The organism is Cupriavidus sp. HE11, assembly GCF_056097175.1.
Genome location: NZ_CP184464.1, coordinates 1,423,919 through 1,436,534 on the forward strand (window position 1 = coordinate 1,423,919; position 12,616 = coordinate 1,436,534).

The following is a 12,616-nucleotide window of genomic DNA, read 5'->3' on the forward strand; positions in this document are numbered from 1 at the left end:
GGGTATTTCGCATGCATGCAGTTTTTGGACCGGCCGGCGCCGCCACGCTCGATTCGCTGGCGGCGCTGCCGGCGCCTTTCCTGATCGTCGCGGCCGGCCTGCTGGGCCTGCTCGTGGGCAGTTTCCTCAATGTCGTGATCCATCGCCTGCCGAAGATGATGGATTACGAAGAGGCCAACTACATTGCCGAACTCCGCGACGAGCCGCTGCCGCATCCCGGGCGCTACAACCTCATGGTGCCGCGCTCGGCCTGCCCGCACTGCGGGCACCAGATCGCAGCCTGGGAGAACGTCCCGGTCGTCAGTTACCTGTTCCTGCGCGGCAAGTGTTCGTCGTGCAAGGCGCCGATCAGCGTCCGCTACCCGCTGGTGGAGGCCGTGAGCGGGGCCCTGACCGCGCTGGCGATGTGGCAATTCGGCCCGACCGTGCAGGCCCTGGCGGCCATCGTCATGATCTGGGCCCTGGTGGCGCTGTTCCTGATCGACGCCGATACCCAGCTGCTGCCTGACCAGATCACGCTGCCGCTGCTATGGCTGGGCCTGCTGCTGAACCTGCAGGGCTGGTTTGCGCCGCTGGCCGACGCCGTGATCGGTGCCGCCGCAGGCTACATGGTGCTGTGGACCGTCAACCTGGTGTTCACGCTGGTGCGCGGACAGGCTGGCATGGGCAATGGCGACTTCAAGCTCATGGGCGCGCTGGGCGCCTGGTTTGGCTGGCAGGCACTGCCGGCGCTGATTCTGATGTCGTCGATTGTTGGCGCCGTCATTGGCGGCCTGATGCTGGTGGTCCAGCGCAAGGGCCGGGACACGCCGTTCCCGTACGGCCCGTACATTGCCGGGGCCGGGCTGATCGTGCTGTTCCTGGGCCCGGACGTGCTGCCGCTGGGCCTGATCGCGGGCCACTAGGGTCGCCAGACCGCCGGCATCGCAATCAGGAGATCCAAAACTGGTATCGTTGGCACCATTCGCCAATGACTCCCCTGCCTGCCCCCATGCTGGAAATCGGCCTTACAGGCGGTATCGGCTCCGGCAAGACCCGCGTCGCGGACATGTTTGCCGGGCGCGGTGCCGCGTTGATCGATACCGACCTGCTCGCCCACGAGATCACCGCGCCCGGCGGCGCGGCCATCGCACCGCTGGTGGAAGCCTTCGGCCCGCGCTGCCTGCGCTCCGATGGCGCGATGGACCGCGACGCGATGCGCGCGCTGGTGTTCTCCGATCCTTCGGCCAAAGCCCGGCTCGAAGGCATCACCCACCCCCTGATCCGCCAGCTGACCGAAGCGCGCGCCGCCGCCGTCCGTTCTGCGGGCGCGCATCCCTATCTGATCTATGTAGTGCCACTGCTCGTGGAATCGGGTACGTGGCGCGCGCGCGTCGGGCGCGTTCTGGTGGTCGACTGCCAGGAAGAAACGCAGGTGGCGCGGGTCATGGGCCGCAACGGGTTCACGCGTGACCAGGTACTGGCCATCATGCACAAGCAGGCCACCCGGGCGGCACGCCTGGCCGTCGCCGACGACGTGATCGATAACGATGGCCCGCCCGAAGCACTCGCGCCGCAGGTGGCGCGGTTCGATGCGCTGTATCGCCGCCTGTCGGCGAGCCCGGCCGGCGCCTGAGACGACCCAAGGATCACCCGGTTGGGTATCTCGCGGCGCCGGGGCTGTTCGGTCTGGGTAGTCCGGGGAACTTTCGATTTGTCCTTGGGCTCCGACTCGCATAGAATGCGCTGAAACATGCCGGGGAAAAAGCACCGAGTGACGGCTCCCGGCCTCTGAGCTACGACTGGGCCACCAGCGTGCGCAGAGAAACCGGCCGCATGACCGCCGGGCGCCCTCGCCTACGAACCGCCATTCGGCGCGCAGCACGGATAACGACTTGATCCTGTACGAATATCCTTTCAACGAACGCATCAGGACGCTCCTGCGCCTGGAAGACCTGTTCGATCGGCTGGATTATTTCCTCGGGCAGGAACATCCGCTGCAGCACCACGTTGCCATCACCACGATCTTCGAGATCATCGACGTGGCCGGCCGTGCCGACCTCAAGACCGACCTGATCAAGGAACTGGAGCGTCAGCGCCAGGCCCTGGCGCCGTTGCGTGCCAATCCGCATATCGACCAGGATGCGCTGGTCGCCGTCGTCACCGAAGTCGAACAGGGCATTGCCGCGCTGAACCAGACCGTTGGCAAGGCCGGTCAGCTGCTGACCGACAACGAGTGGCTCACCAGCATCCGCAGCCGCGCCATCATTCCGGGCGGCACCTGCGAATTCGACCTGCCGGCGTACTACGCCTGGCAACACCGTCCCGCCGAAGACCGCCGCGCCGATATCCTCAAGTGGGCCCGGCCGCTGACCTCGCTGCGCATGGGCGCGACCATGGTGCTGCGCCTGCTGCGCGAGTCAGGCCAGAGCGGCAAGGTCATCGCCACGGGCGGCAGCTATCAACAGATGCTGTCTGGCCGCAGCTACCAGCTGATGCAGGTGTACCTGGACGAATCGCTGCTGGCCTTCATCCCCGAGATGAGCGCCAACAAGTACATGCTCTGGGTGCGCTTTACCCAGCAGGACGGCGACATGCGGCCGCGCTCGGTCGACGCGGACATCCCCTTCCTGCTCAAACTCTGTAACTTCTGAAGTTCGCGATGCCAGCCGTCGTCAAGTGTCCCACCTGCGGCAAGGATGTTGCCTGGGTGCCGGAAAACAAGTTCCGCCCGTTCTGCTCCGATCGCTGCAAGCAGATCGATCTGGGCGCCTGGGCATCCGAGAAATACGTCATCGGCGGCAAGCCGGACGAAACGCCGTCGCCAGACCTGCCGGCGGACGAGGAAGACTGACCACTCGTCGCCTGGTTTGCTCCCCCCTCCCACATGGCGGGAGAAGGGATCGCAAAGCAACCGCAGGCGCGTTACCGCGCCGCCAGCACCCTTCGGCAGAACCCCACGCACACGGCGATAAACGCTGCCAGCCCCAGCCATTGCGCCGTGGTGGCAAACCCCTCGCCCACCAGCGCCAGCGGCGATTCCCTGCCTGACAGGCCGATCACCGCGGCCAGCGCCACGCCGACCAGGCTTTCCCCGACGATCAGGCCCGATGCCAGTAGCGTGCCGCGCCGCTCGGCGTGTTCAAGCACCGTCTTCACGTCGTCGCCGCGCGCCTCGGCACGGCGGCGCTCGGTACGCAGCAGCCACCACGACAGCACCGCGCCCACCACCAGCGCCGAACTGATGGTCGGCGGCAGGTAGATGCCGATACCCACCGCCAGCACCGGCAGGCGCGCCGTGCCGCCGCGCCGCCGCAGCATTTCGTCGATGGCAATAAGCACCACGCCCAGGCCGACACCGATCAGGATCATGGTCCAGTTCAACTGGTGCGTGAAAATGCCCGTGGCAATCGCCGTCATCAGCGTGGCCTGCGGCGCGGCCAGTGCCGCGTTCGGATCCATGTCGGCACGCGGCAGCGCGCCGGCGAATCCGTAGGCGTGATAAAGCAGTTCCAGCACCGGCGGGATCACCGCCGCACCCACCGCGCAACCAATCAGCAGTGCCACCTGCTGGCGCCACGGCGTGGCCCCGACCAGCCAGCCGGTCTTCAGGTCCTGCAGGTTGTCGTTCGAGATCGATGCCACGGCCACCACCGCCGATGTTGTGAAGATCGCCAGCGCAATCGCAAACTTGCCGCCTTCGGGCGTATCAAGCAGCCCCTCCAGCGTGCCAAGGCCCAGGATCAGCAGCGACACCAGGATCACCGCAATGATGCCGATGCCGGAAATCGGGCTGGCCGACGAACCGACCAGGCCGGCCATATAGCCGCACGCGGCCGCCACCAGGAAGCCGAAGACGAAAGCGAACAGCACCGCGCATGCCACCAGCTTCCAGGTGGCACTGCTGTCCAGCGGCGCAGGCGCCAGGAAATGTCCGAACGTCACGGCCAGCACTGCCAGCAGCACCAGCGTGATGGCGCCGATCCAGGCCGCCGGCATGTCGCGCTGCGTGCGCGGCATCTGGCCACCGGCACCAGCCGGGCCGCCGCGCAGCGCGCCCATCGATGCACGCACGCCTTCCACCATCGGCTTGAACAGCGTACCGAGCGTCCAGATCGCGGCGATGCCGATCGTACCGGCGCCGATAAAGCGCGCCTGCGTACTCCAGATCGACGTGCCAAAGCTCTGCAGCGTCGCGCCCGCCGGCATCGGCGTGATGGCGGTCAGCCACGGCACCGCGACCCCCCAGGTCAGCACCAGGCCCAGCAGCATCGCCAGCCCCCCGACGATGCCTACCAGATAGCCAGCACCGACCAGTGCCAGCGAGAAACCCATCGACAGCCGCACCACCGATGCGCCCGCCGCCAGCCAGGCATTGGCGCCTTCGGCCAGCACCCGCAGGCCACCTGCGGCAAAGCTGAACAGTCCGGCCGCCAGGCCACCGGCCATCAGGTCGGCCAGGCCGGTCGCCTGCTTCTTGCCCGAGGCGTCCTGCCCGGCACTGCCCACACGCAGGATTTCGGCCGCCGCCACGCCTTCGGGGTACGGCAGGTCGCTCTGCACCACCATCGCATGGCGCAGCGGAATGCTGAAAATCACGCCCAGCATGCCGCCGGCCGCGCAGATCGCCAGCGTCTGCCAGAACGGAAATCCCTGCCAGTGCCCCAGCATCACCAGGCCAGGCAGGATGAAAATGATCGACGACAAGGTGCCCGCAGCCGAAGCCTGCGTCTGCACCATGTTGTTTTCGAGGATATTGGCGCCGGGGAACAGCCGCAGCACGGCCATCGAGATCACGGCGGCCGGGATGGCCGACGAGAACGTCAGCCCCACCTTGAGGCCAAGGTAGATGTTGGAAGCGGTGAACACCACCGTGATAAGGGCACCAAGGATGATGCCGCGCAGTGTCAGTTCGGGCAACGAGACAGCGTCATCGATACGATCGACACGTTGCATGGAGCCTCCTGATTCGTTTTCTGGATGGTTAACGAAAATGCCCGGCTTTTGGCCGGGCATGCTTTACCTGCATTCAGCTGGCGCTGGATTCCTGCGCCAGCCAGTCGACGACCGGGATCGTCGCCGGTAGCAGCGGCCCAACGTCCACGGGCACCGCCTGCCAGGAAAATGCCTGGCCTTCCCTGCCGACCGGTTCGCCGCGCCAGTCGGTGATCTTGCAGAAATACAGCCGCACATAGGCATGCGGGTAATCATGTTCTAGCGTGTGCCAGCGTTCGCTGCGCAGGATGTCGAGCCCCAGTTCCTCGTGCAGTTCGCGCGCCAGCGCGTCCTCGACGGATTCGCCCGGTTCCAGCTTGCCGCCAGGGAATTCCCAGTACCCCTCGTACGGCTTGCCCGCCGGGCGCTGGGCCAGCAGGAAGCGGCCATCGGGCTGGATCATCACGCCCACGGCCACCTCGGTGACCTTGCGCGTCTGTCCGTCGGCCGTCGTCACGGTTTCCACCTGCGCCGTCATTGCCCGTTATTCCTTGTCAGCCACGAACGGCTTGCCATGCTTGCCGCCCCAGTCGCGCGCAAATTGCCAGGCCACCCGGCCCGAACGCGAACCGCGCTCCAGTGCCCAGACCAGCGCATCGCCACGCGCCGCCTCGATATCGGCCGGCGTGCAGCCGAAGTGCGACAGCCAGTGTCCGACGATCGCCAGGTATTCGTCCTGCTTCGGCGGGTAGAACGACAGCCACAGGCCGAAGCGCTCGGACAGCGAAATCTTCTCTTCCACCACCTCGCCCGGATGGATCTCGCCATCGGACGTGTGCTGGTACGTCTCGTTGTCCTTCATGTACTCGGGCAGCAGATGGCGCCGGTTCGACGTGGCATAGATCAGCACGTTGTCCGACTGCGCGGCCACCGAGCCGTCGAGCGCCGACTTCAGCGACTTGTAGCCCGACTCGCCGTCCTCGAACGACAGGTCGTCGCAGAAGATCACAAAGCGCTCCGGGCGCGAAGCCAGCTTCTCGACGATATCGCCCAGGTCGCCCAGGTCGTCCTTGTCCACTTCCACCAGGCGCAGTCCGTCCTGCACGAATTCGTTCAGGATGGCCTTGATCAGCGACGACTTGCCCGTGCCGCGTGCGCCGGTCAGCAGCACGTTGTTGGCCGGCAGGCCTTTGACGAACTGGCGCGAGTTGGCCACGATCGCGTCTTTCTGGCGATCGATGTTCTTCAGGTCCGTCAGGTGAATCGGCGGCAGCTGGCGGATCGCCTGCAGATAGCCGATGTTGCCAAACAGGCTCTGCCGCTTGCGCCAGCGGAATGCCACCGCCTCCTTCCAGTCCGCCTCGGTCAGTTCGGGCGGCAGCCATTGTTCAAGGCGGGCAAGGAAGTTGTCGAGGCGGGCAGCAAGGTCGGACATGGGGCGCTTCTTCTCAGACGAAAGACAGGATACGAAAGACGACAGGCGAAAACTTGAAGGTTTTACGACTTACGAACGGTAATCGGCGTTGATCGACACGTAATCGTGCGACAGGTCGCAGGTCCACACCGTGGCCTCGGCATTGCCGCGGCCCAGCGCGATACGCACCGTAATCTCGGCCTGCTTCATCACGCGCTGGCCGTCTTCCTCGCGATATTCGGGGTTGCGGCCACCGTCGCGTGCCACCCAGACGTCGTCCAGCCACAGGTTGACGCGGTTCACATCGAGGTCGTTGACGCCGGCATAGCCGACGGCAGCCAGGATACGGCCCAGGTTGGGGTCCGACGCGTAGAACGCGGTCTTGACCAGCGGCGAATGGGCCACGGCATAGGCAATCTGGCGGCATTCGGCCACGTCCTTGCCGCCTTCCACGCGGATCGTCATCAGCTTGGTGGCGCCTTCGCCATCGCGCACGATCATCTGGGCCAGTTCCTGGGCCAGCGACGTCACGGCGTCGCGCAGCGCTTCGAAGGCCGCGCCATCGGCGCCGGTCACGCTGGCGCCGGACTTGCCCGAGGCGATCAGCACGAACGAGTCATTGGTCGACGTATCGCCATCGATCGTGATGCTGTTGAACGAATGATCGGCCGCGTGCGACACCAGCTTCTGCAGCACGGGCTGCGCCACGGCAGCGTCCATGGCAATAAAGCCAAGCATCGTCGCCATGTTCGGGCGGATCATGCCGGCGCCCTTGCTGATGCCCGACAGGGTCACGGTCTTGCCGTCGATCTGCACCGTGCGCGACGCGGCCTTCGGCTGCGTGTCGGTGGTCATGATCGATTCGGCAGCGGCCAGCCAGTTATCTGCACGCGCATTGGCGATGGCCGTGGGCAGCGCTGCGGTCAGGCGATCCACCGGCAGTTGCTCCAGGATCACGCCGGTCGAGAACGGCAGCACCTGGTTGGCGGCAATGCCGAGTTGCTTCGCCAGCGCGTCGCACGTGGCGCGAGCCGCGGCCAGGCCCGGCTCGCCGGTGCCGGCGTTGGCATTGCCGGTATTGACCACCAGCGCGCGAATGCCCGCGCCGGCAGCCAGGTGCTCACGGCAAACCTGCACCGGCGCTGCGCAGAAGCGGTTCTGCGTGAAGACGCCCGCCACCGTGCTGCCGTCGGCAACCTTCACCACCAGCACGTCCTTGCGATTGGCCTTGCGGATGCCGCCCTCGGCCCAGCCGAGTTCTACGCCAGCAACGGATTTCAGGTTTTCTGCCTGCGGCAGGGGCAAGTTCACGGGCATGTTCGTTTCCTTTGCTGCAAATTGTGTGATGCACCTGATGAACATGCCCGCTTGAGCGGCAGGCTCAAGCGGGCATGTCCAGGGATTCGGTCGGTGCCGCGCCGCATCGGCGCGTCACCGGCAGTGACGGGCTGGCTTCAGCTCAGCTTGCCGTGGCACTGCTTGAACTTCTTGCCCGATCCGCACGGGCACGGGTCGTTGCGGCCGACCTTGGGCATGCCGGCCAGCGCCACATCGCTACCCGCCATCGCGGCCATCGCGGCTGCGGCCGTGCTGCTGCGATGCGAAACCTCTTCCACCGGCTCGCCACCCTCGGCGAATTCATCGTGCTTGTACTGCACGTTGGCCAGGTGCGACAGACCTTCCTCGATTTCCTCGGATGCCTGTTCCAGCTGCTCGGGCGACTGGATCTGCACGTTGAACACCACGCGCGTGACTTCGTTCTTGATGACGTCCAGCAGGCGGGCGAACAGTTCGAACGACTCGCGCTTGTATTCCTGCTTCGGATCCTTCTGTGCGTAGCCGCGCAGGTGGATGCCCTGGCGCAGGTGGTCCAGCGCGGCCAGGTGCTCGCGCCAGTGCGTGTCGATGCTCTGCAGCATGACCGAGCGCTCGAAGCCTGCAAACGAATCGCGGCCGACCTGCGCCACCTTGGCGTCGTAGGTCTCGCGCGCCGTCTTCAGGATCAGGTTCAGCAGCTCCTCGTCCTCGATGCTCTGCGCGCCCTCGATGGTCTTCGCCAGCGGCACGTCCAGGCTCCAGTCGTCGCGCAGACGCTGCTCCAGCCCGGTGATGTCCCACTGCTCTTCCATGCTCTCGGCCGGCACGTAATCGCGGAACATCTCGACGATCACGCTTTCACGCAGGTTGCCAACCATGTCGCCGACGTCCTTGGCTTCCAGCACGTCGTTGCGGAGCTTGTAGATTTCCTTGCGCTGGTCGTTGGCAACGTCGTCGTACTGCAGCAGCTGCTTGCGGATGTCGAAGTTGCGGCCTTCCACCTTGCGCTGCGCCGATTCGATCGAGCGCGTGACGATGCCGGCCTCGATCGGCTCGCCCTCGGGCATCTTCAGGCGTTCCATGATCGCGCGCACGCGGTCGCCGGCGAAGATGCGCAGCAGCTGGTCGTCCAGCGACAGGTAGAAGCGCGACGAGCCCGGGTCGCCCTGGCGGCCGGCACGGCCGCGCAACTGGTTGTCGATCCGGCGCGACTCGTGGCGCTCGGTGCCCACGATATGCAGGCCGCCCGATGCCTTGACCTGTTCGTGCAGCGACTGCCATTCGCCCTTGAGGTGCTCGATCTTCGCGGCCTTCTCGGCGTCCGACAGGTTCGGATCTGCCTCGATGAAGCCCGCCTGTTTCTCGACGTTGCCGCCCAGCACGATGTCGGTACCGCGACCGGCCATGTTGGTGGCGATCGTGATCATCTTCGGACGGCCCGCCTGCGCCACGATCTCGGCTTCACGCTCGTGCTGCTTGGCGTTCAGCACCTGGTGCGGCAGCTTTTCCTTGTTCAACAGGTCCGACAGGTACTCGGACGTCTCGATCGACGTCGTACCCACCAGCACCGGCTGGCCACGGTCGTAGCAATCGCGGATATCGCGCACCACGGCGTCGTAGCGTTCCTTCGACGTCTTGTAGATCTGGTCCTGCAGGTCCTTGCGCTGGGCCTGACGGTTGGTCGGGATCACCACCACTTCCAGGCCATAGATTTCCTGGAATTCGTACGCTTCGGTATCGGCCGTACCGGTCATGCCGGCCAGCTTTTCGTACATGCGGAAGTAGTTCTGGAACGTGATCGTCGCCAGCGTCTGGTTTTCCTGCTGGATCGTCACGCCTTCCTTGGCTTCCACAGCCTGGTGCAGGCCGTCGGACCAGCGGCGGCCCGTCATCAGGCGGCCCGTGAATTCGTCGACGATCACCACTTCGTCGTTCTGCACCACATAGTGCTGGTCCCGATGAAACAGGCTTTGCGCACGCAGGGCGGCGTACAGGTGGTGCATCAGCGTGATGTTCTGCGGCGCGTAGAGCGATTCGCCCTCGCCGATCAGCCCTTGCGCGGCCAGGATCTGCTCGGCCTTCTCGTGGCCGGCCTCGGTCAGGTAGACCTGGTGGCCCTTCTCGTCCACGTAGTAGTCGCCCGGCTTCTCGACGCCCGTGCCGTCGGCCTTTTCCTCGCCGATCTGGCGCTCGAGCAGCTTCGGAATGCCGTTCATGCGCTGGTACAGGTCGGTCTGGTTCTCGGCCTGGCCCGAGATGATCAGGGGCGTACGCGCCTCGTCGATCAGGATCGAGTCCACTTCGTCGACGATCGCGTAGTGCAGCGGGCGCTGCACGCGCTGCGACGGGTCGTAGACCATGTTGTCGCGCAGGTAGTCGAAGCCGAACTCGTTGTTCGTGCCATACGTGATGTCGGCGTTGTAGGCCACCTGCTTCTGGTCATGCGGCATCTGCGACAGGTTCACACCCACCGACAGGCCCAGGAAGTTGTACAGGCGCCCCATCCACTCGGCGTCGCGCTGGGCCAGGTAGTCGTTCACCGTCACCACGTGCACGCCCTTGCCGGTCAGCGCATTCAGGTACACGGCCAGCGTGGCGGTCAGCGTCTTGCCTTCGCCGGTACGCATTTCGGCGATCTTGTTGTCGTTCAGCACCATGCCGCCAATCATCTGGACGTCGAAGTGGCGCATCTTCATCACGCGCTTGCTGGCTTCGCGGCACACGGCAAAGGCTTCAGGCAGCAGGGATTCGAGCGATTCCCCGCCGGCATGGCGCTGGCGGAACGTCTCCGTCATGCCACGCAGTTCGTCGTCCGAAAGCACCTCGAACTTCGGCTCGAGCGCGTTGATCTGCGTGACCGTGTGGCGATATTGTTTGATCAGCCGCTCATTGCGGCTGCCGAAGACTTTCTTGAGAAGGCCCGTGATCATCGAGTGCTTTCACCTGCGCGGCAGACCGGTACGAGACCCGCCAAACCCGCGCGAGGAATGGGTAGATTGGCGCAAAACGCCGAGTTTATCATGTGCCGATGTCCTGACCGGACCTGTCGCCAGCACGGATTCCGTACAGGTACTACAGCCCGGCCCCCTTGACTGGCGGCCTGTGCAGCAGGTTGGGACAGGCGCGCCGGCTTCAATGTTCCGGCCGCGTGGCCCCACGGCGGTACGTAACCATCAGCGGGTGGCCGTCCGGTCGGTCGGCACCGGGGCTGCAGCCAGGGGCGCCTGGGCCGGAGCGGGCGCCGCAGCGGTCAGGAAACCGCCCGGATTGCGGGGTACGCCGTTCACGTGGACTTCGAAATGCAAATGCGCGCCGGTAGACCGGCCCGTGCTGCCCACCCGGGCAATCAGCTGGCCCGGCCGGACCAGGTCACCTGCCTTTACCAGCACTTTCGACGCATGGGCGTAGCGGGTCTTGAGGCCGTTGCCATGGTCGATATCGATCATGTTGCCGTACTCATGGTGCCATTCCGACGCTACCACGACCCCGCCGGCGGCGGCCACGATCGGCGTGCCGGTGGGCGCGACGAAGTCCACGCCATCATGCTGCGACCGGCGGCCGGTAAAGGGATCGATGCGCGTGCCGAAGCCCGATCCGTCGTAGCCCGACGCCACCGGCAGCACGCTGGGCTGACGCCGCTCGCGCAGCTGGCGGTCCATCAGCGCGGTTTCGATCACGTCGAAATAGTCGGCCCGATGGTCGGCCTGCCGGCCCAGCCGCGCCAGTTCGTCGCGCAGTTCGGGCATCGTCAGGTCGCTGGACTGGGCCGGGCTGGCCGGGCCGCCGCGTGCCGGGCGATGGCGAAAATCGAAATCCCGGGGAGAGATGCCGGCCAGGCCGGACACGCGCTCGCCGAGCGCGTCAAGGCGCACCATCTGAGCCTGCAGTTCGCCCAGCCGGGTGGCCATTACGGCCAGGTTCTCGCGCAGGAAGGCGTTGTCGCGCGTCTGACGGGTGATTTCCGGCGCCGACGCGTTGCGGGCCACCAGCCAGGTCAGCCCCGACGAAGCCGCCGCCACCAGCGCGCACAGCACCAGGCCCGAGAGCACGACGCGCGCCCGCGTCAATTGAAAGCGAAACACCCGCGGCTCGCGCGGATGCAGCACGATGATCTGCATGACCGTTCCCCAATTCCCAAAGGACGGCGCCAGAAGGCACCGGCGCGCATGCAGGCATCGCATCCCGGCTCTCGGACGGGCAAGGATTGCGCGCTAGAATGCGCGCATGCGCTTGTTCACCCACCACGCTCTCCAGACCCCGAACGCCAAGCCTCTCAACGATTGGCTGGCAAAGTCCGGGCCGGTTTCCGCGCTGATGCAGACCGCGCGGCAACTGGCGTCACTGGAAGCGGAAGTCTTTGCATTGCTGCCACCCGCCCTGCGCAGCGGCATTGCGGTGGGCGGCATCAAGACCGACAACCGGGGCCCGCAGGCGGAGCAGACGCTGCTGTTGCTGGCCGCCCATGGAGCGGCCGCCGCGCGGGTCAGGCAAGTGGTTCCCACATTGCTTACCCGGCTGCAACAACGAGGCTCGCAGGTTACTTCAATCCGGGTGCGGGTACAACCCGAGGTGGGCCGCGGCGACTGGGACACCGGTCCGGCCGAGCGCAAGCCGCGCACGCAGAACCTGTCGCAGGCCGGGCTGCAGAGCATGGACGCGCTGGCGCACGACCTCGAGGATTCACCGCTGAAGGATGCCGTCCAGGCATTGCTGGCGCGTCATCGCTGAAGCAGCAAAATTCCTGAATCGTTTTATTTTTCCGCTTCACGATAATCCACGCTATTTGCGTCGATGGCGCAAATACGGCGGACATCGCAAATCCTGATATTTCCCCGCATTTTTAAAATGCCTGTCCTGCCATGCACGTCATGTTTGCCGCGGGCAAAAGCATGACGTCGAGCAATTTGACAAATCCTTCCGGCCCATAGAATGGCCTCGGGCGTACATCACGACCCTTTGCATCGTTCAAAG

The 12,616-nt window shown here is 65.5% G+C and carries 11 protein-coding genes; 5 read left to right on the forward strand and 6 right to left on the reverse strand.

The annotated features are described in order from the left end of the window. The first annotated feature begins 11 nt into the window (after positions 1–11). The 4 genes from ACOABP_RS06610 to ACOABP_RS06625 all read left to right on the forward strand — a co-directional run bounded on the left by ACOABP_RS06610 (position 12) and on the right by ACOABP_RS06625 (position 2,833). On the forward strand, positions 12–905 hold the full coding sequence (locus tag ACOABP_RS06610; RefSeq protein ID WP_474227472.1) for a prepilin peptidase: 894 nt from the start codon (positions 12–14) through the stop codon (positions 903–905). An 86-nt stretch (positions 906–991) separates the two neighbouring features. Then, positions 992–1,615, forward strand: a complete 624-nt coding sequence (gene coaE / locus ACOABP_RS06615) for a dephospho-CoA kinase (RefSeq protein WP_474227473.1) — start codon at positions 992–994, stop codon at positions 1,613–1,615. Between the two features lie 259 nt (positions 1,616–1,874). Further along, positions 1,875–2,633 carry a cell division protein ZapD gene (gene zapD, locus ACOABP_RS06620; RefSeq protein WP_474227474.1) on the forward strand — a complete coding sequence of 253 codons (759 nt, stop codon included), beginning with the start codon at positions 1,875–1,877 and terminating at the stop codon, positions 2,631–2,633. Between the two features lie 8 nt (positions 2,634–2,641). Next, positions 2,642–2,833: a DNA gyrase inhibitor YacG gene (locus ACOABP_RS06625; protein ID WP_066732392.1), complete on the forward strand. Its 192-nt coding sequence runs from the start codon at positions 2,642–2,644 to the stop codon at positions 2,831–2,833. A 71-nt stretch (positions 2,834–2,904) separates the two neighbouring features. Here ACOABP_RS06625 and ACOABP_RS06630 read toward each other — a convergent pair whose 3' ends face one another. The 6 genes from ACOABP_RS06630 to ACOABP_RS06655 form a co-directional block, all read right to left on the reverse strand. Next, on the reverse strand, positions 2,905–4,935 hold the full coding sequence (locus ACOABP_RS06630) for an OPT family oligopeptide transporter (protein ID WP_474227475.1): 2,031 nt from the start codon (positions 4,933–4,935) through the stop codon (positions 2,905–2,907). 73 nt (positions 4,936–5,008) lie between these two features. Next, entirely contained in the window at positions 5,009–5,452 is a 444-nt protein-coding gene (locus ACOABP_RS06635; protein WP_474227476.1) for an NUDIX domain-containing protein, read from the reverse strand. A 6-nt stretch (positions 5,453–5,458) separates the two neighbouring features. Further along, positions 5,459–6,349, reverse strand: coding sequence for an ATP-binding protein (locus ACOABP_RS06640; protein ID WP_474227477.1), 891 nt, complete (start codon positions 6,347–6,349; stop codon positions 5,459–5,461). A 69-nt stretch (positions 6,350–6,418) separates the two neighbouring features. Then, positions 6,419–7,645 carry a bifunctional glutamate N-acetyltransferase/amino-acid acetyltransferase ArgJ gene (gene argJ, locus ACOABP_RS06645; protein WP_474227478.1) on the reverse strand — a complete coding sequence of 409 codons (1,227 nt, stop codon included), beginning with the start codon at positions 7,643–7,645 and terminating at the stop codon, positions 6,419–6,421. Positions 7,646–7,782: 137 nt separating this feature from the next. Next, entirely contained in the window at positions 7,783–10,575 is a 2,793-nt protein-coding gene (gene secA / locus ACOABP_RS06650) for a preprotein translocase subunit SecA (protein WP_474227479.1), read from the reverse strand. 243 nt (positions 10,576–10,818) lie between these two features. After that, positions 10,819–11,763, reverse strand: coding sequence for a M23 family metallopeptidase (locus ACOABP_RS06655; protein WP_474227480.1), 945 nt, complete (start codon positions 11,761–11,763; stop codon positions 10,819–10,821). Positions 11,764–11,869: 106 nt separating this feature from the next. Between ACOABP_RS06655 and ACOABP_RS06660 the strand changes: the two genes are divergently transcribed. Beyond that, a complete protein-coding gene (locus tag ACOABP_RS06660) occupies positions 11,870–12,373 on the forward strand; it encodes a DciA family protein (protein WP_474227481.1) in 504 nt (167 codons plus the stop codon). The last annotated feature ends 243 nt before the right edge of the window (positions 12,374–12,616 follow it).

Coding starts and splice junctions, on each gene's coding strand:
- ACOABP_RS06610 (WP_474227472.1), top strand. CDS start 12: ATGCATGCAGTTTTTGGACCGGCCGGCGCCGCCACGCTCGATTCGCTG.
- coaE (WP_474227473.1), top strand. CDS start 992: ATGCTGGAAATCGGCCTTACAGGCGGTATCGGCTCCGGCAAGACCCGC.
- ACOABP_RS06625 (WP_066732392.1), top strand. CDS start 2,642: ATGCCAGCCGTCGTCAAGTGTCCCACCTGCGGCAAGGATGTTGCCTGG.
- ACOABP_RS06630 (WP_474227475.1), bottom strand. CDS start 4,935: ATGCAACGTGTCGATCGTATCGATGACGCTGTCTCGTTGCCCGAACTG.
- ACOABP_RS06635 (WP_474227476.1), bottom strand. CDS start 5,452: ATGACGGCGCAGGTGGAAACCGTGACGACGGCCGACGGACAGACGCGC.
- ACOABP_RS06640 (WP_474227477.1), bottom strand. CDS start 6,349: ATGTCCGACCTTGCTGCCCGCCTCGACAACTTCCTTGCCCGCCTTGAA.
- argJ (WP_474227478.1), bottom strand. CDS start 7,645: ATGCCCGTGAACTTGCCCCTGCCGCAGGCAGAAAACCTGAAATCCGTT.
- secA (WP_474227479.1), bottom strand. CDS start 10,575: ATGATCACGGGCCTTCTCAAGAAAGTCTTCGGCAGCCGCAATGAGCGG.
- ACOABP_RS06655 (WP_474227480.1), bottom strand. CDS start 11,763: ATGCAGATCATCGTGCTGCATCCGCGCGAGCCGCGGGTGTTTCGCTTT.
- ACOABP_RS06660 (WP_474227481.1), top strand. CDS start 11,870: ATGCGCTTGTTCACCCACCACGCTCTCCAGACCCCGAACGCCAAGCCT.